Annotated in this window: 26 protein-coding genes and 1 pseudogene; 3 read left to right on the forward strand and 24 right to left on the reverse strand. The window is 52.2% G+C overall.

What is annotated here, in order from left to right; all coding sequences use genetic code 11:
• Positions 1 to 112 precede the first annotated feature (112 nt).
• The 9 genes and pseudogenes from hisIE to KNP60_RS04105 all read right to left on the reverse strand — a co-directional run bounded on the left by hisIE (position 113) and on the right by KNP60_RS04105 (position 7,060).
• Positions 113 to 750 (reverse strand): annotated as a pseudogene (gene hisIE, locus KNP60_RS15670) (bifunctional phosphoribosyl-AMP cyclohydrolase/phosphoribosyl-ATP diphosphatase HisIE).
• Positions 699 to 1,466 carry an imidazole glycerol phosphate synthase subunit HisF gene (hisF, locus tag KNP60_RS04070; RefSeq protein ID WP_214797010.1) on the reverse strand — a complete coding sequence of 256 codons (768 nt, stop codon included), beginning with the start codon at positions 1,464 to 1,466 and terminating at the stop codon, positions 699 to 701. The pseudogene hisIE and the gene hisF overlap by 52 nt, the downstream one beginning before the upstream one ends.
• Positions 1,459 to 2,172: a 1-(5-phosphoribosyl)-5-[(5-phosphoribosylamino)methylideneamino]imidazole-4-carboxamide isomerase gene (gene hisA, locus KNP60_RS04075; RefSeq protein WP_214710015.1), complete on the reverse strand. Its 714-nt coding sequence runs from the start codon at positions 2,170 to 2,172 to the stop codon at positions 1,459 to 1,461. Before hisA ends, hisF begins: the two co-directional genes overlap by 8 nt.
• Positions 2,150 to 2,737, reverse strand: coding sequence for an imidazole glycerol phosphate synthase subunit HisH (hisH, locus tag KNP60_RS04080; protein WP_214797011.1), 588 nt, complete (start codon positions 2,735 to 2,737; stop codon positions 2,150 to 2,152). Before hisH ends, hisA begins: the two co-directional genes overlap by 23 nt.
• On the reverse strand, positions 2,734 to 3,321 hold the full coding sequence (gene hisB, locus KNP60_RS04085) for an imidazoleglycerol-phosphate dehydratase HisB (protein ID WP_214797012.1): 588 nt from the start codon (positions 3,319 to 3,321) through the stop codon (positions 2,734 to 2,736). Before hisB ends, hisH begins: the two co-directional genes overlap by 4 nt.
• Positions 3,308 to 4,321 carry a pyridoxal phosphate-dependent aminotransferase gene (locus tag KNP60_RS04090; RefSeq protein ID WP_138859525.1) on the reverse strand — a complete coding sequence of 338 codons (1,014 nt, stop codon included), beginning with the start codon at positions 4,319 to 4,321 and terminating at the stop codon, positions 3,308 to 3,310. The genes hisB and KNP60_RS04090 overlap by 14 nt, the downstream gene beginning before the upstream one ends.
• Positions 4,318 to 5,535: a histidinol dehydrogenase gene (gene hisD, locus KNP60_RS04095; RefSeq protein WP_034777383.1), complete on the reverse strand. Its 1,218-nt coding sequence runs from the start codon at positions 5,533 to 5,535 to the stop codon at positions 4,318 to 4,320. The genes KNP60_RS04090 and hisD overlap by 4 nt, the downstream gene beginning before the upstream one ends.
• Entirely contained in the window at positions 5,532 to 6,140 is a 609-nt protein-coding gene (gene hisG, locus KNP60_RS04100; RefSeq protein WP_034777382.1) for an ATP phosphoribosyltransferase, read from the reverse strand. The genes hisD and hisG overlap by 4 nt, the downstream gene beginning before the upstream one ends.
• Complete coding sequence (locus KNP60_RS04105) at positions 6,137 to 7,060, reverse strand: ATP phosphoribosyltransferase regulatory subunit (protein WP_214710981.1); 924 nt, start codon at positions 7,058 to 7,060, stop codon at positions 6,137 to 6,139. Before KNP60_RS04105 ends, hisG begins: the two co-directional genes overlap by 4 nt.
• Positions 7,061 to 7,169: 109 nt before the next feature.
• Here KNP60_RS04105 and hisJ point away from each other — a divergent pair, with 109 nt between their 5' ends.
• Positions 7,170 to 7,982: a histidinol-phosphatase HisJ gene (gene hisJ, locus KNP60_RS04110; RefSeq protein WP_214752796.1), complete on the forward strand. Its 813-nt coding sequence runs from the start codon at positions 7,170 to 7,172 to the stop codon at positions 7,980 to 7,982.
• Positions 7,983 to 8,144: 162 nt separating this feature from the next.
• Here hisJ and KNP60_RS04115 read toward each other — a convergent pair whose 3' ends face one another.
• The 13 genes from KNP60_RS04115 to KNP60_RS04175 all read right to left on the reverse strand — a co-directional run bounded on the left by KNP60_RS04115 (position 8,145) and on the right by KNP60_RS04175 (position 19,689).
• Entirely contained in the window at positions 8,145 to 8,501 is a 357-nt protein-coding gene (locus KNP60_RS04115; protein ID WP_034777378.1) for a hypothetical protein, read from the reverse strand.
• Between the two features lie 200 nt (positions 8,502 to 8,701).
• The gene (locus tag KNP60_RS04120) at positions 8,702 to 9,277 is read right to left on the reverse strand and encodes a deoxycytidylate deaminase (protein ID WP_034777377.1); all 576 of its coding nucleotides are present in this window, start codon (positions 9,275 to 9,277) and stop codon (positions 8,702 to 8,704) included.
• A gap of 53 nt (positions 9,278 to 9,330) precedes the next feature.
• The gene (locus KNP60_RS04125; protein ID WP_034777376.1) at positions 9,331 to 10,560 is read right to left on the reverse strand and encodes a toxic anion resistance protein; all 1,230 of its coding nucleotides are present in this window, start codon (positions 10,558 to 10,560) and stop codon (positions 9,331 to 9,333) included.
• On the reverse strand, positions 10,544 to 11,260 hold the full coding sequence (locus KNP60_RS04130; RefSeq protein WP_034777375.1) for a 5-bromo-4-chloroindolyl phosphate hydrolysis family protein: 717 nt from the start codon (positions 11,258 to 11,260) through the stop codon (positions 10,544 to 10,546). Before KNP60_RS04130 ends, KNP60_RS04125 begins: the two co-directional genes overlap by 17 nt.
• Before the next feature lie 184 nt (positions 11,261 to 11,444).
• The gene (locus KNP60_RS04135) at positions 11,445 to 12,797 is read right to left on the reverse strand and encodes a sodium-dependent transporter (RefSeq protein ID WP_214797199.1); all 1,353 of its coding nucleotides are present in this window, start codon (positions 12,795 to 12,797) and stop codon (positions 11,445 to 11,447) included.
• Between the two features lie 121 nt (positions 12,798 to 12,918).
• Entirely contained in the window at positions 12,919 to 13,797 is an 879-nt protein-coding gene (locus KNP60_RS04140; RefSeq protein WP_214797013.1) for a diacylglycerol/lipid kinase family protein, read from the reverse strand.
• The gene (locus tag KNP60_RS04145) at positions 13,794 to 15,299 is read right to left on the reverse strand and encodes an ABC transporter permease/substrate-binding protein (RefSeq protein ID WP_214797014.1); all 1,506 of its coding nucleotides are present in this window, start codon (positions 15,297 to 15,299) and stop codon (positions 13,794 to 13,796) included. The genes KNP60_RS04140 and KNP60_RS04145 overlap by 4 nt, the downstream gene beginning before the upstream one ends.
• Positions 15,292 to 16,026: an ABC transporter ATP-binding protein gene (locus KNP60_RS04150; protein ID WP_034777371.1), complete on the reverse strand. Its 735-nt coding sequence runs from the start codon at positions 16,024 to 16,026 to the stop codon at positions 15,292 to 15,294. Before KNP60_RS04150 ends, KNP60_RS04145 begins: the two co-directional genes overlap by 8 nt.
• A gap of 158 nt (positions 16,027 to 16,184) precedes the next feature.
• Positions 16,185 to 16,928, reverse strand: a complete 744-nt coding sequence (locus KNP60_RS04155) for a 3D domain-containing protein (protein WP_034777370.1) — start codon at positions 16,926 to 16,928, stop codon at positions 16,185 to 16,187.
• Between the two features lie 223 nt (positions 16,929 to 17,151).
• Positions 17,152 to 17,616, reverse strand: a complete 465-nt coding sequence (locus KNP60_RS04160; protein WP_034777369.1) for a GDYXXLXY domain-containing protein — start codon at positions 17,614 to 17,616, stop codon at positions 17,152 to 17,154.
• Entirely contained in the window at positions 17,613 to 18,803 is a 1,191-nt protein-coding gene (locus KNP60_RS04165; RefSeq protein ID WP_214797015.1) for a DUF2157 domain-containing protein, read from the reverse strand. Before KNP60_RS04165 ends, KNP60_RS04160 begins: the two co-directional genes overlap by 4 nt.
• Positions 18,804 to 18,820: 17 nt before the next feature.
• The gene (locus KNP60_RS04170; RefSeq protein WP_021067243.1) at positions 18,821 to 19,021 is read right to left on the reverse strand and encodes a DUF2187 family protein; all 201 of its coding nucleotides are present in this window, start codon (positions 19,019 to 19,021) and stop codon (positions 18,821 to 18,823) included.
• Between the two features lie 41 nt (positions 19,022 to 19,062).
• Positions 19,063 to 19,689, reverse strand: a complete 627-nt coding sequence (locus KNP60_RS04175) for an NUDIX hydrolase (RefSeq protein ID WP_214709992.1) — start codon at positions 19,687 to 19,689, stop codon at positions 19,063 to 19,065.
• Positions 19,690 to 19,793: 104 nt separating this feature from the next.
• Between KNP60_RS04175 and KNP60_RS04180 the strand changes: the two genes are divergently transcribed.
• On the forward strand, positions 19,794 to 21,332 hold the full coding sequence (locus tag KNP60_RS04180) for an FAD-dependent monooxygenase (protein WP_235420188.1): 1,539 nt from the start codon (positions 19,794 to 19,796) through the stop codon (positions 21,330 to 21,332).
• Between the two features lie 33 nt (positions 21,333 to 21,365).
• On the opposite strand, the gene KNP60_RS04185 is transcribed toward KNP60_RS04180, so the two are convergent.
• Positions 21,366 to 21,614, reverse strand: coding sequence for a hypothetical protein (locus tag KNP60_RS04185; protein WP_034779838.1), 249 nt, complete (start codon positions 21,612 to 21,614; stop codon positions 21,366 to 21,368).
• A gap of 95 nt (positions 21,615 to 21,709) precedes the next feature.
• Here KNP60_RS04185 and KNP60_RS04190 point away from each other — a divergent pair, with 95 nt between their 5' ends.
• Positions 21,710 to 22,003 carry a hypothetical protein gene (locus tag KNP60_RS04190; protein WP_235420186.1) on the forward strand — a complete coding sequence of 98 codons (294 nt, stop codon included), beginning with the start codon at positions 21,710 to 21,712 and terminating at the stop codon, positions 22,001 to 22,003.
• A 28-nt stretch (positions 22,004 to 22,031) separates the two neighbouring features.
• Here KNP60_RS04190 and KNP60_RS04195 read toward each other — a convergent pair whose 3' ends face one another.
• Positions 22,032 to 22,607: an NERD domain-containing protein gene (locus KNP60_RS04195; protein ID WP_138859540.1), complete on the reverse strand. Its 576-nt coding sequence runs from the start codon at positions 22,605 to 22,607 to the stop codon at positions 22,032 to 22,034.
• Positions 22,608 to 22,616: the final 9 nt, after the last annotated feature.

Raw genomic sequence — 22,616 nt, forward strand, 5'->3', positions numbered from 1 at the left:
GAATGCCGACTTCTCGCCATAAAAAAACACTCCCCAATAGAATAAACAGATTTGTTATTTCATCTGTCTACCTATTGGGGAGCATATCATTGTGGCTTCGTTCCTTTTTGTGTTACCAGTCGGTAACGTCTCGGCGTGGTTTCGCCGGAGTCGTCGTCCCGTGCCGTTTGGCGAGGAGCGCCTCAACGTCTTGTAATGAAACGCCTTTGGCGGCGAGTAAGACGAGCAAATGGTACAAGAGGTCGGCCGACTCTTCGACCAAATCTTCATCGTTCAGCGCCGCGATGACGACCTCGAACGACTCTTCCCCAAACTTTTTGGCAATCTTGTCGACACCTTGGTCGAACAGATACGATGTGTATGAGCCTTCCTTCGGTGACGCCTGTCGTTCTTGAATCAACTTCTCTAATTCGTGAATCATCCTTCCACCTCCGTGAAAAAGCAGCTTCGATTTCCTGTATGACACGTCGGTCCATTGGCACGGACACGGACCAACAACGCGTCTTGATCACAATCGACGTGGATGCTTTCGAGCTCGAGCGTATTTCCGCTCGACTCCCCTTTCATCCAGAGTCTCCCTTTCGAACGTGACCAGAACGTGACCGTGTTCGTCTCGAGCGTCTTCTGAATCGCCTCGTCGTTCATGTAGCCTAACATGAGGACGGCGTCGTCCTCTGTCGACACGATGATGGCTGGAATCAATCCATTGTCGTCGTAACGAACCGCATCGGCAAGTTGTGCTCGCTGCATACGTGTTTCACCTCTTCCACTGTCGTTTTCCGGTCATGCAAAATCGAGGCGAGTAGCGCCGCATCGACCTTCTCGAGCGCGTCGACGACGTGATTCGCGTTCCCGGCACCGCCAGAGGCGATAATCGGGATATCGACGGCGTCCCGGAGCAAATCAAGGATTCGCAAATCGTAGCCGCTCTGCTTTCCGTCCTGATTCATCGACGTGACGAGCAGTTCACCCGCCCCAAGTGCGGCCACTTGCTTTGCCCAATCGACGGCCCGCAACTCGGTCCGGTTCTTCCCGCCATACGTATAGACGAAGTAATCGTCGTCTTCGAACTTGACATCGATGGCGATGACGATACATTGTGACCCGAACCGCTCGGCCGCTCGTTTGATCAAATCGGGTGATTCGACGGCGAGCGTGTTGAGCGACACTTTATCGGCCCCAGCTTTTAAGAGCGAGGAAATATCCTCAAGCGACCGGATGCCGCCACCGACCGTGAGCGGAATGAACACTTTCCGGGCGACAGCACTGACGACGTCAAGCATCGTCTGGCGGCGTTCCGTACTCGCGGTGATATCGAGAAACACGAGCTCATCCGCACCGGAGGCGTCATAATACTTGGCAATCTCGACCGGGTCGCCGATGTCACGTAACGCGACAAACTCGATCCCTTTGACGACACGACCGTCTTTCACATCAAGACACGGAATGATGCGACGTTTAAGCATGGCGCGCCTCCCACTCGATCAAGTCATCAAGACTGACTTGTCCGGAGAGTAGTGCCTTCCCGACGACCGCCTCGTCGATGCCGGCCGCTTGAAGCGCCTCGACGTCAGCCTCGGTCGTCACGCCACCCGAGGCAATGATCGTGACCGAAACAGCCTCACGGAGCGCCTTCATCCGCTCAAGGTTCGGTCCGTTCAATTTCCCGTCCGAACCGATATCCGTATAGAGAATCGTCTTGACCCCACGGTCGACGAGTTCTTTCGCGGCATCGATATCTTTTAAGTCGGTCGCTTCTTGCCATCCGTTGACGGCGACGATGCCATCATAGGCGTCGAGGGCGACGGCGACACGATCACCGTACTTCGCGAGCGCCCGGTCCAAGAAATCCGGGTCTGTAAACGCCTTTGTCCCAAGCAAGACACGGTCGGCGCCGGTCGCCATGACCGCATCGAGCGCTTCCTCGGAACGAATGCCTCCGCCGGTCTGGACGAAGAAGCCGCACGATTTGGCGAATCGGACGACATCAAGATGTCTCGGTTCGCCGGCTTTCGCTCCCTCGAGATCAATCAAGTGAAGCATCGGAACGCGCCCTTGCCATTCCTTCAATTTTTCGTATGGGTCGCCATACTGTTCTTCTGTATTGAAATCGCCTTCCGTCAAGCGGACGATTTTTCCGTCAATCAAATCAATGGCCGGTAGTAATCTCACGTTCGACCGCCTCCTTCCATTCTTTCAATAAACTGAGTCCAAACGCGCCGCTCTTCTCCGGGTGGAACTGCATCCCCGTGACGAGCCCTTTTTGCACGATGGCTGGCACGTCTTCCCCCATATAATCGGCAGAAGCGATCACATGGGTCGGGTCGGTCACGACGTGATACGAGTGAACGAAATAGACGTCCTCGTCTCGCAAAATCGAGTTCCAGCCGACGTGTGGCAGACGTTTCGCCCGCATCCGTTCGACGCGCCCTTTAATCAAACCGAGTCCTTCTGTCGGCAACCCTTCCGTGCTCGACTCGAATAAGAGCTGCATGCCAAGGCAAATGCCAAGGAACGGTTTTTCTTGTGCCGACCGTTTCAACAGCGGAATCAGACCCGTCTCGTTCAGCGATTGCATCGCCTGCGGGAACGCTCCGACACCAGGTAACAAGATGGCATCAGCTGCCTTGATTTCCACTGGATCGTTCGTGATGATGACGTAACAGCCGATAGCTTGGAGTGCCCGTTCGACGTTGAACACGTTACCCATTCCATAATCGATGACCGCGATTTTCATCCTTCGATCAGTCCTTTCGTCGACGGCAATCGATTCGACCCGTCTTGCCCAATCGCCTCGGCGAGGGCGCGACCGAACGCCTTGAACAACCCTTCAATCATGTGGTGCGAGTTCGACCCGTAGAGGACCTCTAGGTGCAGTGTCAACCGGGCGTTCATCGCCACGGCCCGGAAAAACTCTTCGGCGAGCTCGGTATCAAAGTCTCCGAGTTTCGGATTTTTAATATCAGCCCGGTAGACGAGGAACGGACGGCCCGACACGTCGACGACGGCACGCGCGAGCGTCTCGTCCATCGGCAAATAACTCGTGCCGTAGCGGCGAATGCCGATTTTGTCGCCGAGCGCTTGATTGATCATCTGCCCAAGGGCGATTCCGACGTCTTCGACCGTATGGTGAGCGTCGACCCACGTATCCCCTTCGACATGGACCGTCAAATCGATTTGGCTGTGGAACGCGAACAGTGTCAGCATATGGTCAAAGAAGCCGACACCTGTCTTGATGTCACTTTGTCCTGTCCCATTCAAATCAAGCTTGAGCTCGATGTTCGTCTCTTTTGTCTCTCGTTTCGTCTCAGCTGTTCTCAAGTGAAGTCACCTCTTCTATCGTTTGTTGAAGCAAGCGGTACGCCTCGTCCGTGCCGGCACTGACACGAATCCCGTCTGCGAACGCGCGAACATGGACATCCTTTTCTAAGAAACGGGCGGCCCAAGCTTCGCTGTCCGGTGTTTTGACGTATAGGAAATTGGCACGGCTCGGTAAGACGTTTCCAATCGGTGCGAGCAACGTTTCAAGCTTTTGTCGTTGCGTTTGATGGAAGTTGATCGACTCCTCGATATATTCGGAGTCGTTCAACACGACCGTCGCCACGGCCGCACTCAGCCCGCTCACGTTGAATGGCGAACGGAACCGGTCAATCTTCTCGATTAAGCGCTCGTCGGCAATCATGAAACCGATGCGCAGATTCGCGAGTCCGAACGCTTTCGATAACGTACGGAGAATGATGACGTTCGCGTGGTCCGCGAGTCGGTCTTTGAATGAATCTTCCATCGTGAAATCGATATATGCCTCGTCCACGACGAGATATGGAACACGGCTAGCGACCGTTTCGAGTTCATCGAGTGACCACATCTTTCCCGTCGGATTGTTCGGGTTCGACACGAGCACAAGTTTCGGCCGTTCCGCCTCGATCGTCTCGAGCAATGATTGAATCGACAATCCGTCCGCATCCGGCTGCACAAAATTCCCGCGAGCGATATGCGTATAAATGCCGTACATCGAAAAATCGGGAATCGGGGCGGCGACGACGTCATCGGCGTCAAGAATTGCCTGACATAAAATGGCTAGCAGTTCGTCACTGCCGCTCCCGACCATGAGTTGTTGCGGATCCACACCAGCATATGTCGCATAACTTTGTTTCAGCGCTGCCAACTCATCGACCGGATAATGGCTCAAATCGAGCGGAAGCTCTCGGATTGCCGTCTTTAACCGCTCTGGGAACTCATATTGGCTCTCGTTTTGATTCAACGCATGTCCTTTGACCGCCTGCGGGACGTAGCGGGGAATCGTCTCATAGTTCTGTCTCATACGTCCTCCAATCGAACCGCCATCGCTCGGGCGTGGCCGTCAAGTTGTTCTTGTTGTGCGATGCGAATCGCGGCGCGTGTGACACGTTCATCGAGCTCCGTCATCTGAAGGAACGTCTGTCTCCGGTAAAAATCATCGACCGAGAGGCCGCTCGAGAAGCGGGCCGTCCCGCTCGTCGGCAAGACGTGGTTTGGTCCAGCGATGTAATCGCCAAACGCTTCCGCGGCTTCATGACCGAGGAAGAACGAACCACCGTGACGGATGGCTTGCATATAGGTTTCCGGGTCGGAGACGGCAAGTTGCACGTGCTCGGCTGCCATCTCGTTGGCGACTTCGATTGCACGTTCGCTCGACATGATGCGTACCCCGCCTCGTTTCAATGCCTCGACCGCAATGTCACGGCGTGGTAGCTCGGCCAGCTGGCGTGCCAATTCCTGTTCGATCCGTTCGGCCAACTCGTCTGACGTGACGAGAGCGAGTGCCGTCGCTTCGACGTCATGTTCGGCTTGGGCGAGCAAGTCGGCGGCGACCCATTTCGGATTGGCCGTCTCATCGGCGATGATGAGTACTTCAGACGGCCCAGCGACCGAGTCGATGCCGACGATGTGAGAGACGAGCGACTTCGCGGTCGCGACATAGGCGTTACCAGGTCCGACAATCTTGTCGACCGGTTTGATCGTCTCGGTGCCAAACGCAAGCGCGGCCACGGCTTGTGCCCCGCCGACCAGATGACACTCATCTGCCCCTGCGATTTTTGCCGCAATCAATAGCGACAAGTCGATGCCATCTGGTTTTGGCGGCGTCACCATGACGATCCGTTTCACACCGGCCACTTTCGCCGGGATGATGTTCATCAAGACGCTCGAGGGATAGACGGCCGTCCCACCCGGTACGTACACGCCGACCGAGTCGAGTGGCATGAAGCGACGTCCGAGTCTGAACATGCCATCTTCATACGCGTCGTCTTGACGACGCTGACGCTCGTGGAACGTGCGAATGCGTTCGGCGGCGAGCGTCAACGCCTCGGTCAACTCCCCGTAAGCTTCAGGTGGCGTGAAGGCCGTCAAGTCGACCGTTTCGATTACGTCGACACCGTCAAATTTCTTTGTAAACTCTAGGAGCGCCTCATCTCCGTTCGACTCCACGGCCTCGAGAATTGGCTTAACCGCTTCCGCCCAGCTTTCACGCCGGCTCCGATTCGTTTCCGTGCTCATTTCGCTTCCTCCTTGCTTAAACGACGAATCCAGGCCTTCAATTCATCAGGATCGTTAGCGAGCGCCGTCTCACTCGTGATGAACTTGGCGTTCACCGTGAAAATCGTTTCGTATTCCTCGAGGTCGTTCGCACGAAGCGTCGCCCCCGTCTCGACGATATCGACGATGCAATCGGCGAGTCCTGTGAGCGGTGCGAGTTCGACCGAACCGTTCAACGCAATCACTTCGACGTTCTGTCGCTTCGAAGCGAAGTGAGAGATGGCGATATTCGGATACTTGCTCGCGACTTTCAATTTTTTCGTCCCGTTCTTTCGTTCTTTCGGTCCGCAAACCGCCATCCGGCAACGGCCGAACGGCAAATCGACGACTTCGAGGACGCCAGGCGTCTTCTCTCGCAAGATGTCGCCACCGACGACGCCGACATCAGCCGCGCCGTGCATGACATATTTATAGACGTCATCCCCTTTGACGAAGATGAACTCATGCCCGTCGACTTCGACGGTCAGTTCTCGGCCGCGTTTTTCGGGCCAGACGGTTAATCCGACTTGTTCGAAATAGTCTCGGGCCGCTTTTTCAATGCGTCCTTTCGCGATGGCCACTTTCATAAAATCACCTCACCTAACTGTTCTAAATCAAGCGACAATCCGAACGCCCGTCGCGATTGGCCGAAATGTCCGTATAGCGAATCATAGCGACCGCCCGAGAGGACGCGCCGTCCGTCGATGCTTCCTGTCACCGTCAATCCTGAATAATAATCAAAATCGCCGGTCTGTCCAAAGTCGTACGATACGTTCAAACCGATGGCGCGTAAATGTTCGACCGCCCGCTCGACTTCATTGATCGCAGCCGTCAACCCTGGCTCGGCGACTTCTCGTAGTTCAGCGAGTGCCGAATCACCGATTAAGAACGGTAGCTTCGCGATTAACGGGTATTGGTACGTATCCGCGAGGTCACGAAGTGATTCCAAGTTACGGAGCGCCAAATATTGACGGAGCGTCCGCTCTGGGATCCCGGCCTCTTCCGCCACGGCCGCGACCAAGGCAGCCGAGCCGACTTGAATCCGAAGCCCGTCTTGCGGCAACACCCGCTCGGTCATACTGAGGAACGATGCAATCAGCTCCATATCTGGTGCATCACCATCAATCCATTCAAGCCCGAGCTGTTGACGCTCATGCGGCTGACCCGAATGTTTCGGGGTACGCCGATAGACGGCACCGGCATAGGCGACTCGCATCGGTTCATGACCATCGGCGAGCTTCCGAGCGATTTGCAACGTATAGTCCGGACGCATGACGAGCAACTCGCCGTCATTCCCGAACAGACGATAATAGGCCGACTCATCGAACAAGGCCAAGTCTTGATAGTGCGAATAATATTCCACGAGCGGCGGCTCAATGACACTGTAGCCATTTGACTCGGCTCGTTCTAAAAATGACAACATCCACTGCTTCGGACGCAGGACGTCTTCCCCTTGCAATTCGTGCCATCCTTCCGGGATGGATCCTTTTGTATTGAACCAGATCATCAATATCACCCTTTATCTTATTATCACTTTACCAAACTAAAGTAGTGTGTTAAATTTATCAAACCAAGCCGTTGCTGTCAACCGGCGAACTCGAAAGGAATGTCGACTGATGATTGACTTTACCCGTGATGGTCACCTTCACACCCCATTTTGTCCGCATGGTTCATCCGATTCGCTCGAAGCGTATGTAAAGCGCGCCTTGAACCAAGGAATCAAGACGCTCACGTTCACGGAGCACGCTCCTCTCCCGGCCCGGTTTCAAGACCCGACGCCAGACCAAGATTCAGCGATGGCGCTCGATTTGCTCCCGCGTTATATAGAAGCTTTGCAGACGTTGAAGCGGTCGTATCCCGAACTTGATCTCCGCATCGGTTTGGAGATCGACTATTTGCCCGGATATGAGTCCGAGACGCTGGCGTTGCTCGAGCCGTATGCCGACGTATTAGACGAAGCAATCTTGTCCCAACACTTTCTCCTCGTCGACGACGAGCTCCTGCCTATCGACTTCTCGGCCGACACGTTTGATGCGCTCGTCAAACGTGTCGGCTCGTTCGAGGCCGTGATGAAACAATACTACACGGCGCTCGCTGCCGGACTCGCATTCCCTTGGGAGCGCTTGAAAGTGGACCGCATCGGACATATCGACTTACCGATCAAATATCAACACAAGTACACGTGGGCCCGCTCGAACGTGCAGGACGAACAGACGCGCTTGCTACAAACGATCGCCACGCGCGGTTTCGGTCTCGATTTGAATACGGCCGGTCTCCGCAAGCCCGATTGCGGCCAACCTTACGCCATTGACGTCGCGTCCGAGGCGGCCGCACTCGGCATCCCGTTCGTGCTCGGTTCAGACGCCCATATCGCCTTCGATGTCGGCGCCGGGTTCGAAATTATACAAAAAAAAGCCACGTTCCTATGAACGTGGCTTTTTCACAGCGATCTAGCTATCTAGATCCCCATTTTTGGTTGTCGATAACGATATGGCGTTCCATTTCTTCATCTATTGACAATAATACCATACTGAACCCGCATTGCAACCCGAAAATGAAAAAAGGATGACGTGGGTGTCATCCTTACAAAGTTAGACCGCCATCTCGGCGTATAGGTCTTTCAACTCTTCCGTCGCTGCCTCGTCCATTTGTAACGCCACGAGTTCAACAAACCGGAGCGCCGGATCCGTATCCCCTGACAAGGCGACGATCTCAGCTGCGGCACCATCGAGCGCTAGCAAGATGCCCGAGACACCGAGCGTCGGATAGTAGCGAAGCAACGCCCGAACGTGCTTCAACTCCGAAACCTCATTTCCGTTGATCTTTAATGACTTAACGGCGAGCTCTTTATGCGTCCCGATGGCAAATTTATCTTCCCACACCTCTTCGAGTGTGATCAACGCTTCCACATCATAGGCACCATCTGTGAAACGAACTTGTTTTTCCATGTAACATTTCCCCTCTCGTTAATCTACTTTCATTATAAGAAAGAAACCCACGAAAAGATTGTGAAATATTGAACATTATGTGTAAACTTTGTCTCACCTGTGCTTAGCCATAAAAAAAGGTCCCTCCGAAGAGAGACGAATAATGGAAGAGTAAAACACCATTGGCAGTACATTAATAATATAACATCGAATGTAAACGTTTACAATGTGTTTTTGAAACTTTTTTCGAGTGGCATATGTACCACGTCAATCCCACTCTCACGCATCAAATCGAGGCCGTCACCGTGCTCATAGCCGACCGCATAGACGACACGGGCTACGCGTGACGCAATCAAAGCGAGCGAACAGGCATGACATGGTGAGTGGGTCACATAGGCTGTCGCGCCGAAGGCGTTCGTCGAATCCGCGGCGAGCTTACCAATCGCGTTGATTTCGGCGTGGATTTCATGTTGCTTCGACCAATTATGGTGGTCGTATGGGTCCGAACATCTAATAAATGTCACACCCTCATGGATGAATGAAACCGGTGCCTCGAGCAAATCGACCGCATCTTCTGACACGTACTCGGCCCGTTTATAAAAACCGTCTTCCCGTTTTAAAAAGATCTCATTGCAGTTCGTATGCCCGGGTGGCGTCCCATTGAGCCCAATCGAGATCGGCTTCTCATCTTTGACGATGACGCAAGCGACACTTTTCGAGGCGCATTTCGAATGGCGTACCGCCATCATATCAGCGAACTGCAACCACGTCTCATCCCATAGCCGTTGTTTTTCCATTTTCTTATCCTCCTCAAAGAAAAGGAAAGTCTGAGGGCTCAGACTTTCCTCGTTCAATATCCAGTCTCTTTTGGCAACTCTTTGTTTTTTGAAGCGATCTCGATGACTTTTTCTTTCAACTCGTGCTCCATGCGATCGAGTTCACGTTCGGCCTCACGACGCTTCTGACGTCCTTCTTGTTGAATCCGGAGCGTCTCGTCGAGCGTCGAGAGCAAGTTCTCGTGCGCCACTTTGAGCGATTCGACCGAAACGATGCCTTTCTCGTTCTCTGTGGCGATCTCGATCGATGAGTCTTTCAACATCTTCGAGTTCTGCTCGAGCAACGTGTTCGTCGTCTTCGTGACGTCTTGCTGCATGCGGAGCGCCGTCTTTTGTCGTGTCAAGCTGAGCGCAAGCACGACTTGGTTTTTCCAGAGCGGAATCGTATTGACGACCGCCGACTCGATTTTCTCGGCTAGAATCTGGTTGTTCTGTTGGATGACCCGAATTTGCGGTGCCATCTGCAGACTGATTGTCCGGCTCAGTTTCAAATCGTGCAATTTTTTCTCGAATCGGTCCGCGAGTTGAATCATGTCGTTCAACTGTTGAAGTTTGACCTGGTCTTTCGACATCTCCACTTCTTGACGGAGCGGGGCGATCTCATAGCTGCGCACGTGGTCAAGTTTCGTCTCACCGGCGGCGATATAGACGTTAAGCTCTTCAAAATAACGCTTGTTCTTATCGTACATCTGATCGAGCATCGTGATGTCCTTCATCAAACCGAACTTGGCCCGGTCTAGATTATGGATGACTTCTTCTAAATAGACGCTCATCTTTTCAAACTGGAGTTTGTAGTTCTCGGCTTTCTTCTTGGCCCGTCCGATGAGCGGCAAGTTGTCCATAAAACTCTTCTTCTCTGGCTGCAACATGTCCGGGTCCATCTTGCGTACGTTCTGCATCAAGTCGGACAATAGCTTTCCGGCGTCACCGCCATCCTTCATCCGGACCTCGGTCAAGATTTGGTCCGAGAATTGCGACAGTTCGCGTTGCACGTTTGAGCCGAACAACATGACGGAATCTGTCTTTTTAATATCGATCGACTCTGCGATGCGCGTGATCCGTTCTCGGTGTTCCTGGGGGACATCTGGATTCACTTGAATCGCCGGCACCTCATGTTTCTCTGTCATAGATGACCAGTCCACGGACGGGTCCGAAATCGCATCGGTTTCCGTCTTCGTTTTCGTCTGTGAAGTGAGCTCTTCTTCTGGCCATGACTGCCAGTTCGTTTCATTCGATGAAGTCATGTTTTTTTCTCCCTTCTGGTTGATCGGCCAATACTTTTTCCATCATGATCAACTCTCGTTCAAAGTCGACCGCATCGTCTTCTAAGAGACGGCTGCGTTGCTGTTTGAACTTATCGACGATGAGTCGCATATTGGTAATCAACTGTTCACGTGTCTCTTCTTGAATGACGACGCGTTTTCCTTCTAGTTCTTTAAATTTCAACACGACCGACACAAGCGAATCCAAATAGAACGTGAAGAGATCACGAACATGTTTCGCGTCTTGTGGATTCTCGAACAGTTCGGCGAACAGTTCGTGCGCTTCCTTCGAGACGGCCTTCATCTCACGCCGCACCTCGATGTCTTTGATTTCCGGCAAGACGCGGTCGATTTGTTGCAGTTTCTCATAGCCTTGTTCAATCGTCCGTTGCAAAAATTGAAGCTCTAAATCGTCGGTCGCCTCGAACTGACGTACCGGCGCCGCTTCTTCAAGCGGTTTCAAGATACGCGAGCCGACGAACGGTTCGTCTTCATCGAGCAACAGCTTTTTCTTGGCCCGTTTGGCAACGGGGGCCGGTGCCCGCTTCCGGCGTTTATTGGTCGACCACACTTCGTTTAATACGAGCGCCCCGACGATGATAAACAACCAAGAGAAATCAAAAACGTTTATGGCAAAATATAGGATCGCCCCGGTCAGGGCCCATTTCATCCATGTTTTCATCCGTTTCACCTCGTCTCATGATACTTCTATTGTACCTTACGTGACCCTTCAAAAAAAGTTTCGTCATCTTTATAAGCTTAGCATAATGACGCCGCACGCTCTCTCGGTCGCAAGAACGAAAAGTCAGGGTCGCTCGAATGTAAAAAAACCTCCTGATTCAATGAATCAGGAGGAGTTCGTCACGTTAAACCGTGACCCACGTTGTCACCATGACGATGGCGACCGTCACCGGAATGACATAACGAATGAGGAAGTGCCAGACCGGGTACAGCTTGACACCAGCGCCCGATGTTTGAATCTCTTCTTTAAGAATGCGTTGATCAACGACATACCCGACGAAAATCGATGTCAAGAGCGCACCGACCGGCATCAAGACATAGCTGACGATATAGTCCATCGAATCGAAGAACGTACGACCGTTCAAGAACTGTATCTCGCTCATCACTCCGAACGAGAGGGCCGAAGGGATACCAACCGCAAAAACGATCGCTGCTGACAAGAGTGTGACGTTCCGTTTCGACATCGTCTGTTTCTTTTCGTTCAGTCGGTCGGTCACACCGGCGACGACGACTTCAAGCATCGCAATCGATGACGTGATCGAGGCGAACGTGAACAGCAAGAAGAACAATACCATGAAGAAACCACCGAGCGGGACTTGATTGAAGACGGCCGGCAAGACGACGAAGAGAAGCGCCGGGCCTTCAGCCGGGTCGAGACCTGATGCGAACACGGCCGGGAAAATCGCGAGACCCGCCAACAGCGAGACGGCGATGTTCAATAGAACAATCATGTTCGCCGAGCGATTGAGCGTGCCTTTCGTTTTAATGTAGGACGCATACGTCAACATGGCCGCAACCCCGAGTGATAGCGAGAAGAACGCTTGACCGAGGGCGAACAAGACCGATTCCCCCGTCAAGGCAGAGAAGTCAGGCTGCAAGAAGAAGCGAACCCCTTCCATCGCCCCGTCGAGCGTCAATGAGCGGATGACGAGGACGATGAAACTGACGAACAGGAGCGGCATCAAGATCTTGCTCATCCGCTCGATTCCAGCTTCGACGCCTTTTAGCACGATTAAGAGCGTGATCAATAAGAATAAGAATTGACCGAACACGGCGATGCCTGGTGACGAGACGACATCTCCGAAGACGGCACCGAATTCGTCAGGCGATCGGCCGTTCAATGTCCCGCTCAAGCCGAGACCGACATAGATTAAGACCCAACCACCGATGACACTGTAGAATGAGAGCAATAAGAAACATGCGATGACACCAAGGTAACCGACGAGCGTCCAACGGCCGTGTCCTAATTTTTTGAATGCGAGCAGTGCCGTTTTTTGTGTCGAGCGTCCGACGATGAACTCACCGATCAATAACGGGAGACCGAGTAAGAGCGTAAACGCTAAAAACATGAGCAAAAAGGCGCCGCCTCCACTTGTGCCGGTGACATACGGAAATTTCCAGATCGCACCGAGACCAATCGCTGACCCTGCGGCCGCTAAGATGAATCCAATTTTTGAGGCGAACGAGTTTTGCGCCATTACCATCCCTACTTCCTGTTTTCATATCTATTTTCATAATAATAGTGAAATACTAACACGGTTCAGAAATGAGAACAACAAAAAACAGAGAAAAGTCTGAATTCTTTTCTCTGTCTGGTTTTTAGTGGGATGGCACAAGGAATGTCAGTTCACTTGGCAAGACGTCGATGTGTAATCGGTCCGCCTCAAAATGTTCCCCATCGACGTCGATGATCTGTGATTCGCTCAAATGGACGGTCAGTTGAGACATCTGTAGATGGACCCACTCCGGCGACGACTGTTCGAGTCCGAGTTGTTGCGTAAGCAGTTGCCGAATCATTGGAAAGCCGATGGCCGAGCTGTGCACGACTTCGACGAGTCCGTCGGTGAACGATTGGGTCGGTAACTTTGTCGGTACCGTACCAAGATATGCCCCGTTTCCGACGTACAAAAAACTGACCGGCCCATCATGGACGACTTCTCCGTCCTGCTCGATGCGGACGTCGAACGGGTCGAGTTCACGAAACTGCCGGATTGTCGCTAAAAAATACCCAATGGATCCGAGTGATTCTTTTTGGAGCGGATCGATTTGTCGCGATGCGTCGGCGATCAGGCCGACCCCAATAAAATTGAGGCCATATCGATCATTGACCCGCATGACGTCGACGGGCTGGACATGACTCATCTTAAATAACCGGGCCGCCTCAATCGGTTCGACTGGTAAATCGAGCGCACGGGCAAAGTCGTTGCACGTACCACCGGGGACGAGGCCGACCGTCGGACGCTCGTCCTTCGGAAGTGACATGAGGCCGTTGACGACCTCATGCAGGGTCCCGTCCCCACCGATGACGATCAAGTGCTCGAACGACCCACTCGCCTCGGCAAAGCGGGCAGCATCTCCTTGTTCGAGCGTCTTTCGAATCAGAATCTCGTCATACAAGGATTCGACCGTCCCGACGACCTCACCGAGCATCGTTTCACTTGCACCGGATGTTGGATTCGAGATAATCATTGCTCTCATAGGAGACCTTCCTGCTCCAAGAAGTCTTGTGCGACGTCATAAGCACGCTCATTCCCATACGCGACGCGGCGGTTGAGTTCAGACATTTCTTCATCTGTAATTTTACCGGCCAATTGATTGAGCGCGTCCTCGATTTCAGGGTGCTCGTCTAATGTCTCTTGCTTGAGCAACGGTGCCCCTTGATATGGCGGGAAGAACTGTTGATCATCTTCAAGGACGAGCAAATCATTCTCGGCGATATCCGGGTCCGTCGCGTATGCATCGACAAGGTTGACGTCACCACGAGCGATGGCGCGGTAACGGAGTTTCTGTTCCATCGATACGACCGACGGGAAGTCGAGACCGTAGGCTTGCTGAAGTCCAGGGTATCCGTCTTCCCGGTCCGTAAACTCGAGCGTGAAGCCGGCTTTAATGTCCGTTTGCACGTTCCGTAAATCAGAAATCGATGTGATGCCTTCCTCTTCGGCGTAGTCGCGTGGGATGGCGATGGCATATGTGTTGTTGAACTGCATCGGCTCAAGCAAGGCATAACCGTCGTCTGCCAGCGCATCACGAGCCTGTTCATACACTTCGCGAGCGTCATTTGAGTTCGGTGTCTCTTTCACGAGACTGGCGAGTACCGTCCCTGTGAATTCTGGGTAAATATCGACATCACCAGATTGGAGCGCACCCCAGACGAATGTCGTCTCGCCAAAGTTTGGTCGGACAGAAACAGTCAAATCAGTCTCTTCCTCGATCAATAATTTATACAAGTTCATTAAAATTTCAGGCTCTGGTCCAAGTTTTCCGGCGACGACGAGATCGGTCTGTTGCGTGCGACCGAGCGCGAGCGGTGCCGCGACGATTAACGCCAAGACGGTAGAGACAGCAATCAATTTTGTCTTATTCCGCGTAGCTGTCGCGCCTTCCATTTGTCGGAGCAAGAAATCGAACAAGAGAGCGAGGATGGCGGCCGGGATGGCGCCGAGTAAAATCAAGTAGTTGTCATTCCGGTTGATTCCTAGAAGAATCAACGTCCCGAGCCCACCTGCTCCAACGAGGGCAGCGAGCGTCGCCGTCCCGACGATGAGGACCATCGCCGTTCGAATCCCGGCCATAATGACCGGCAAGGCGAGCGGGAGCTCGACTTTCATCAAGCTCTGGTTCGGCTTCATGCCGCAAGCTCGTGCCGCTTCGATGAGCGATTTGTCGACCTCGTTCAGTCCGGTGAACGTGTTTCGTAAAATTGGGAGTAAGGCGTACAACACGAGGGCGATCGTCGCCGGCAAGGCGCCAATCCCAACAAGTGGAATCATCAGTCCGAGGAGCGCCAAAGAAGGAATCGTTTGAATGATGGCAGTGACACCGATGGCGGTCTCGGCCACTTTTTTACGGCGCGTCAACCAAATACCGAGCGGGACGGCAATCAAGACCGCGATCAATAAGGAGACGACGGAGAGCTGCAAGTGCTCGATGAGCGCCTCGACGAGTTCCCCTCGTCGGTTTTGGAATGTCTCAAGCATCAACCTCACCTCTTCCGCGTTGTGTAAAGTCGAGGACGAACGGGTCCGTGCTCGCTCTGATTTCATCTGGTGTCCCGACGACGACCAACTCGCCGTCACGCATCAACGCGATACGGTCTCCGAGCTTCATCGCTTCCTGCATGTCGTGGGTCACGAACAAAATCGTTTTCCCAAGTTCATCGTTCAAGCGTTTAATATCGTCTTGGAGTTGGCCCCGGCTGATTGGGTCGAGTGCCGAGAACGGCTCATCCATCAAGATGACGTCAGGATCGGCCGCGAGCGCACGGAGCACCCCAACGCGTTGCTGTTGTCCACCGGATAGCTCGGTCGGCTTTTTAGCCCGCAAGACGGGATCTAATCCGGCGATTTCCATGAGTTCGGTCACGCGGTCTTTCGTCTTTTGCTTTGGCCACTTCAATAGTTCAGGAACGACAGAAATATTTTCTTCGACCGTTAAATGAGGGAATAAGGCAATTTGTTGAAGTACATAACCGATATTGCGGCGTAACTCATAAATATCGAATTGGTAAATCTCTTTCCCATCAATCAAAATTTTCCCGTCGGTATGATCGATCAGTCGATTCACCATTTTCATGGTTGTCGTCTTGCCACACCCTGATGGGCCGATCAAGACAAAAATCTCGCCTCTTCGTACTGTTAAATCCAAATCTTTGACGGCTAACGTCCCGTCTTCGTAACGCTTAGATACATTTTGGAATTCTATCAACTCTACCCCTCCTCGGCTCGTAACTTTTCATGAAAGTCAAATATTAGTTTGCCCGTTTCCAACGATTGTTAAACAATGAAACGTGCTGGGACGCGGTCGAAAGACTGCCAACCCACGAGGCGAGACAAAAAAGGTTCCCCCGCAGGAGAACCTTTAAATTATGGCAATGTGATTGTGATATGACGACGACCCCAATTGATGGCCTCGCTCTTCGTGTCGACGAGTAAATCGACGATGTTCCCTTTAATGCGTCCTCCTGTATCAAGGGCGATCGCTTGGCCGATGCCGTCGATTTGAACGACCGTACCGAGCGGGATGACAGATGGGTCGACTGCGATGATACGCATGCCGTTATAATAAATCGAGTCTGTCACGTCATGGCCTGTCGCCGTCAAGACGCGTCCCCCGTAAGAACCGTTGTCAGCTGCATCGTTCGTGTAGGCCGTTGACTCGGCTTGAATGACACGTCCTTGTGTCGAGACCGGTGTCACGGTCGCACTCGATGCCGCTTGTTGCTTCTTCTCGGTTTTTGCTGCGGCTTGGCGTTTCGCTTCTTCTTGTCGTGCCTTTTCGGCAGCGACGCGCTTTTCTTCTTCCAAACGTTCTGCTTTCGCTTTCGCTTCACGCTCGGCCTGTTCACGTTTGGCTTTCTCTTCTGCCAAGCGCTTTTCTTCGGCTAAACGTTTTTCTTCAGCGAGCCGTTTCTCTTCGGCAAGACGTTTCTTGCGTTCGATTTCTTGCTGGCGCTCCAACTCAATGGCCTGACGTTCTAATTCAAGTGGGTTTTGGACAATTTTCTGTTCAGTCCCGATTCCAATTTGGGCGGCATCGGCATTCGCAGCAAACACGAATGTTCCAACAGCGGCAAATAAAATCGCGATTATATATTTTAAGGAATGCATTAATAGGTCAGCACCTTTCTCGTCATCTAACGAACAGGAGTAAATTTACCATGTCGTTTCAATCACGAGAAGGGATTTTGACGAAGTGAAATATTTCTGACACATCAAGAAAGAACTGGTTACAATCTGTAACATTTACAATAAACCTAGTGTTACCAACCGTTTTCGTAAAAAATTACAGATTCGTTACAACATAACGTGTAACAAATCTGTAATCTGATTGTCATTCTGTTTCAGCTTCAATCGAGCGTAAATCATGGGGGCGAACCATGCCCCAAGGTGCCACGTCGACATCCACTTCGAACGTTTTCGCACCTTCGATCGCCGACGTTTCTTCTTCGGCGACCCGATACGAACTCATGTCATCGATATACACTTGCCGGTCATAGTAATTGGCACGAGTGCCACCGAAGAACGGCCGTGAACTGACCCGATCAATGGTCGCGTAACCGTCGTCCCCCGTTTTGAACGACACGTATACCGTCCCTGATTCGACATCTTGTCTGCCGTCGAACGAATCGTATTCCAAATAGACAAAGTCTCCAAAGAACGGATCGTACGGCTCATAGGAGGTCGCTTTGAACGTATACGTCTCTCCGAACCAGGAGACCGCATAGACGAGCAGAATAAAACCGACAGCGATCACTACTTGCAAAACCGGCACTAGCCAAGGCGTCAATCGTTTCATGTCTGAGCATCCCCTCTCGTACGGCTACGGCTGCGCCACCACAAAGCGAGCGACAATGCGAAGACGATCAATGCTCCGATGAGGAAGAACAGCGAAATGTCGAGTCGATCCCAAACGTAAATGAAGTAAATCGTCATTTGGACGAGCAAGAAATAAATGAAAGCAAGCACGATCGGTTTGCGATTGTGGTCTTGATAGACGAGATAGGCGAGTGCGACCACTTCAAGTAGCACCGCTAGCAAGATGCCGGAGTCTTCGAATAATGAGAACGGGATGACAGCGAGTAAACTGACCCACATCAAGTCCTGGCGTCGGTGAAGTAAATAGACGGCGACGAGGACGACCGAAAGGATCGTCGCCTCGATGACCGAGGGCGTTCGTTGCGACAACCAGCCTTCCGTCGCATTGATTAAATAACCGATCGATAGGACGGCCGCGACGAAGAGGTACAAATAATTCCACTGGGCCCGCTCACGATAGATAAGGAATAGGACATGTAAGGCAGCAAGGGCCCATAGCGGCCAAAAGCGTCCTTCGTAGCCGGCATATTGACCGATTGTGATGAGGAGGCCATAAAAGCCGAACCAGGCGAAGATACGATCGAGCTCGTTGTCTCCGTAATGGAACCAGACCCAGGTTACGAGGAACCCGAACGCGATCAACGTGATGCCGATGCCTTGAAAACTGTTCGTGATCGCCAAAAAGGCAGCGAGCGCGGCCAGGAACGTGTAGATGGGATGCTTATAGATCAATTTATGCAGGACAGCGACGGCAAGGAAGAGCCAAAATAAGAGCGGGATTTGCGAGGACAGATTATAAGTGGAGAAGATGACGATCATCGTGGCGACGAAGAAAGCGACGCCTAAAAGCCGGAACAGCGTGACATAGCGTGACGCCTTCACTTGCAGGCGTTCGGCGGTCACATACATCCCGACCATAAACACGAGGAAAATAGCGACTTTCACAAGGTCAGGAATCGCTTGCCAATTGGCCGCGACAAAGCTGAATAGACTGAGTGCGAGCAAAATAGAACCGATGATCACAAGAATAGGCGGTTTGTGCTCACGTTTGTCACCGACCGCCAATTTCTTATGTTCATATTCGACCAAGCGCTGACCGGTCACTTCATCAAGTAAACCGGCCTCTTCCCATTCACGAACTTTTTTGTCAATGGACACCTGAATCATCCCTTTCGATTAAAAGGTCAGCTGGCGCGTTCGATCAATTCCAAATCTTTTTTCAGTAAAACTTGCTTCTCAAATTCGAGACCAAGCTGTTGAAATTCTTCCATGATGGAAACGTCCCCGATGACCGTATTGGTCAATACGGCAGTCACTTCTGCGACCCAACCTTCACGAGTTGACTTGACGATATCACCCACAACGAATTCTACAGACACACCCATTCACTTCCAATCTTAAATTTGTTTCTATCATTATAACGAAATTATATCGGTTTGAATACGTTTTCTTTAAGCCGTTTAATAAATTGTGTCAAAATTTTTCCAGTCAATCCCCAAATAATGTAGTCTTCATGTTCATAAAAAGGTTCTCTCATTTTAATTACCCGTTTTTCGTACGCTTTAGCATTCGCCATCCGTTCAAATGGGATATTTTGATCCGGGTTCATCGTCCATTCCATCTCCCCATGGAACGGGTCTAGCAAAAGCAACGTCTCGACCGGGATTGAAAATAAATGGTCGACCTCATCCGTATGATGCACGTCCGGTAGCAGTGGAATTACCCCGACGAACGGATAGATCAGTTGCCGGTGCGGCGTCGCGAGCGGCTGCAGGCGACCGATGACCTCGATATCGGATAAGGCGAGTAATAACTCCTCACTCGTCTCTCGAACAGCGGCCTCGACCGGTGTCTCACCGGGATCGAGACGGCCGCCCGGAAATGAGATTTCTCCGGGTTGACGCCGCATTGTATGGGCGCGTACTTCAAAGACGACGTGCCACGTCCCGTCGACCTCGGTCAACGGGATCAAAACGGCTGCCGTCTGTTCATAGTTTTCTTCCATCGAGAAACTGTCACGTAGTTGTTGTTCCGTGATCCACGATTTGTCCATTCTCTCCACCTCGTTCTCTTTGTTTCTACACTTCCACCGTTGTCTCCTCGTTTAAACGCATCAAATGTCGGAAATATCATTATTAACGATAGGAGTTGGTGGATGTGGTGGATAAAAAAGTTGATGTATTGATCGTCGGAGCGGGCCCGACCGGACTCACGCTCGGATTGACGTTAGCCAGATATGGGATCTCATTTGAAATCATTGATCGTAAGACGACCCCGTCGAACAATTCCCGGGCCATCGGGATTCAACCGCGAACGATCGAAGTGTTCTCTCGTCTCGATGTCGCCAAGGAAGTACTCGGCCGGGCACGGACCATCGAGAAAGGCAATCTATACTTCTCGGGTCAATGGACGGCCAAACTTGAATTTTCTCGCCTCGTCACGCCGTACCCGTTCGTGACGCTGCTACGCCAAAACGAGACCGAGGCGATTTTAGAGGATGCGTTAAACGGACACGGTCATTCCGTCCAGCGCGGTGAATCGCTCGTCTCGTTGACACATTACCCGTCTCGAGTGCTCGCCCACCTTGAGTCAGATGCATCAAACCGGACGATCGAAGCCAAATACGTCGTCGCGGCCGATGGGGCGAACAGTTCGATTCGCCGGATGCTCGCCCTTCCGTTTAGCGGAAAATCGTTCAAAGAGTCGTGGGTGCTCGCCGATATGAAAGCCAAATGGAATATCTCGCGCGAAGAAGTGCATATTTTCTTTTCCGACCGGGGCGTCTTAGAAGTTTTCCCGCTCACGGATGACACGATTCGCATCACAGGGAACCTCGCGAGCGACGAGTCGTTCAATGAGTCGGAACTGCGCAAGTTGATTGAACAGCGAAGCCATATGGATGTTGAGATCGACGAAGTTGAGTGGTTCTCGCTCTTCCGGGTCCACAACCGTATGGTCGACTCGTTCATCCACAATCGAGTCATTTTAATGGGAGACGCCGCCCATATCAACTCACCCGTAGGCGGACAAGGGATGAACACCGGCATCGCCGACTCGTTCAACCTCGGGTGGAAGTTGTGGCTTCATTTGAAGGCTGGTGCCCCGTTCCGCGTCGTCGCCTCGTATCGCGACGAACGTGAACACGTGGCTCGTAACGTACTTCAGACGACGAACGTGGCGACTGAGGTGTTACAGACGACGTTGCCTGTCCTCTTGCCGTTCCAAGCGCTCGGCGCCGACGTCTTTACGCGCGTCAACTTGGTCAACCAAAAAATAACGGAACGAATCGCCCAACTGCACTTGTCTTATCCCGGGCATTCCCGAATTCCGTTCTTGCGTGTCACCAAGGGCAAGATCTTCCCGGAGATCGAGATCATCCGGACCGATGACGGGTTGCGCACCAAAATCTCGGAGATTGCGGACGGCCGGTTCCAAGTGCTCATCCTCGACGATGATAAACGTGATGCGACCGCACTCTATGATTATTTGAACGATCATCAATCGTTCTTCCAAATCATCACGCTCTCGAAGACGAGTCGTCCCTTCTTCGACCAAGGCAACGAGCTCGCGAAATCATTGTTCATGAAGCGCGGCGTGCTCGTCATCCGACCGGATGGCTATTTGCTTCATAAACAGCGGCACCTGCGCCCTGATTCGTTGCAAGAGACGATGTCCACTTGGCTGCCGACACCATGACAAAAGCTCCACTCGAGATGAGTGGAGCTTTGTTTACGCTTGGTTATAATAAAGCGTCCCTGGCTTCGAGAGCGTCAAATCGTAGAACGCCTCAAACGCTTCGATGTCCTCTAACTTGCGGAAATCGACTTTGTCCGTCTCTTCATTCGGAATCGCGACGACGATTCCGTCTTCGGTTTGTTTGATCATCCCGGTCTGCCCGTTATGGATGCGGATGTAGAGCACGTGCTTGTCTTCTAGCAGCGTCACGGCTTCGCGACGCGATTGAATCGTTGTTTTCATCGTCATCCCTCACTTTCTTTTGAGTATACCGGTCTATCGTTGTTGCTTTCAAGCGGTTGCACCCTTAAAATTATGTAAAGAAGGGGTTGAACGCTTTGGATTTGGAAACGCTATTGATTATCGTCTTAGGCATCACATTCGTCGTGCTCGTCTCGATCCGCGCCGTCCGCAACTTACAGTGGGTCCGTTTCGGCGAGGCGTTTGGCAAGCAAGGCGAGGCGCTGCTCGACGACTATACGTATTTGACGGAACAAGGCATCACGTGTCGCGTCGAACACGGCTTGCCGACCGGGCGCCTGTTCCGCCCGCTCGCAAAAAACTTGGACGACCGGGTCGCTTTGTTCGTCCATCGTAAAGATGCAGAACAAGCCCGACAATTATTGAAATGAAAATGGCGCTGAAGCTTCAGCGCCATTTTCATTTATGTACTTGACGCTCCGAGCAATAGTAGGCGATGTGTTTAATTGTCGCCTCCGATAACAGCTCGAGCTTCGTTTTCGCGATGACGTCATCAATCACATCGAACGTATCGGCACAGTTGGCTTTGATGCGTTCGACCTTGAGACGGGATGTCTCAGGGAAAATCAAGAACGACGTGACAGGGACTGCCTGTCCGCATTGCTTCTTCAGGACGCTCCTGACGTGCTTCGTCATCCGCTCAAGCTCTTCCATCGGATGCGGATAGATGTTTTTCCAACCGAGCGACGTCTCGAGACGACAGTCACGGTTCGTCATATGGACGGCCGACGTCGTCCGATTGATGCGGACTAAAAAGACGCCTTTCGGGCCGACCAATACATAATCGAGCACATCCTCACCAAGCTCGACTTGTTCGATCATCATCCAATCAAACCGGCATGTGTGACGGATAATCTCGACGATCTCGTCCGTGTACGACTTCGGCGGTGCGATGACTTCTTCTTTCGTGCGGAACAAGCCTTTCGTCTGTCGTTTCTCAGGTTCTTTTTTGACGGCCGTCAATACTTGTAACATCTTCTCCAC

It is taken from the genome of Exiguobacterium sp. s5, assembly GCF_018618075.1.
Classification (GTDB): Bacteria; Bacillota; Bacilli; order Exiguobacteriales; family Exiguobacteriaceae; genus Exiguobacterium; species Exiguobacterium mexicanum_A.

Bases quoted from the DNA above. Each gene is read 5' to 3' on its own strand.
- hisF (WP_214797010.1), bottom strand. From the start codon at position 1,466: ATGCTTAAACGTCGCATCATTCCGTGTCTTGATGTGAAAGACGGTCGT.
- hisH (WP_214797011.1), bottom strand. From the start codon at position 2,737: ATGAAAATCGCGGTCATCGATTATGGAATGGGTAACGTGTTCAACGTC.
- KNP60_RS04090 (WP_138859525.1), bottom strand. From the start codon at position 4,321: ATGAGACAGAACTATGAGACGATTCCCCGCTACGTCCCGCAGGCGGTC.
- hisD (WP_034777383.1), bottom strand. From the start codon at position 5,535: ATGAGCACGGAAACGAATCGGAGCCGGCGTGAAAGCTGGGCGGAAGCG.
- hisG (WP_034777382.1), bottom strand. From the start codon at position 6,140: ATGAAAGTGGCCATCGCGAAAGGACGCATTGAAAAAGCGGCCCGAGAC.
- KNP60_RS04105 (WP_214710981.1), bottom strand. From the start codon at position 7,060: ATGATCTGGTTCAATACAAAAGGATCCATCCCGGAAGGATGGCACGAA.
- hisJ (WP_214752796.1), top strand. From the start codon at position 7,170: ATGATTGACTTTACCCGTGATGGTCACCTTCACACCCCATTTTGTCCG.
- KNP60_RS04115 (WP_034777378.1), bottom strand. From the start codon at position 8,501: ATGGAAAAACAAGTTCGTTTCACAGATGGTGCCTATGATGTGGAAGCG.
- KNP60_RS04120 (WP_034777377.1), bottom strand. From the start codon at position 9,277: ATGGAAAAACAACGGCTATGGGATGAGACGTGGTTGCAGTTCGCTGAT.
- KNP60_RS04125 (WP_034777376.1), bottom strand. From the start codon at position 10,560: ATGACTTCATCGAATGAAACGAACTGGCAGTCATGGCCAGAAGAAGAG.
- KNP60_RS04130 (WP_034777375.1), bottom strand. From the start codon at position 11,260: ATGAAAACATGGATGAAATGGGCCCTGACCGGGGCGATCCTATATTTT.
- KNP60_RS04135 (WP_214797199.1), bottom strand. From the start codon at position 12,797: ATGGCGCAAAACTCGTTCGCCTCAAAAATTGGATTCATCTTAGCGGCC.
- KNP60_RS04140 (WP_214797013.1), bottom strand. From the start codon at position 13,797: ATGAGAGCAATGATTATCTCGAATCCAACATCCGGTGCAAGTGAAACG.
- KNP60_RS04145 (WP_214797014.1), bottom strand. From the start codon at position 15,299: ATGCTTGAGACATTCCAAAACCGACGAGGGGAACTCGTCGAGGCGCTC.
- KNP60_RS04155 (WP_034777370.1), bottom strand. From the start codon at position 16,928: ATGCATTCCTTAAAATATATAATCGCGATTTTATTTGCCGCTGTTGGA.
- KNP60_RS04160 (WP_034777369.1), bottom strand. From the start codon at position 17,616: ATGAAACGATTGACGCCTTGGCTAGTGCCGGTTTTGCAAGTAGTGATC.
- KNP60_RS04165 (WP_214797015.1), bottom strand. From the start codon at position 18,803: ATGATTCAGGTGTCCATTGACAAAAAAGTTCGTGAATGGGAAGAGGCC.
- KNP60_RS04170 (WP_021067243.1), bottom strand. From the start codon at position 19,021: ATGGGTGTGTCTGTAGAATTCGTTGTGGGTGATATCGTCAAGTCAACT.
- KNP60_RS04175 (WP_214709992.1), bottom strand. From the start codon at position 19,689: ATGGACAAATCGTGGATCACGGAACAACAACTACGTGACAGTTTCTCG.
- KNP60_RS04185 (WP_034779838.1), bottom strand. From the start codon at position 21,614: ATGAAAACAACGATTCAATCGCGTCGCGAAGCCGTGACGCTGCTAGAA.
- KNP60_RS04195 (WP_138859540.1), bottom strand. From the start codon at position 22,607: ATGTTACAAGTATTGACGGCCGTCAAAAAAGAACCTGAGAAACGACAG.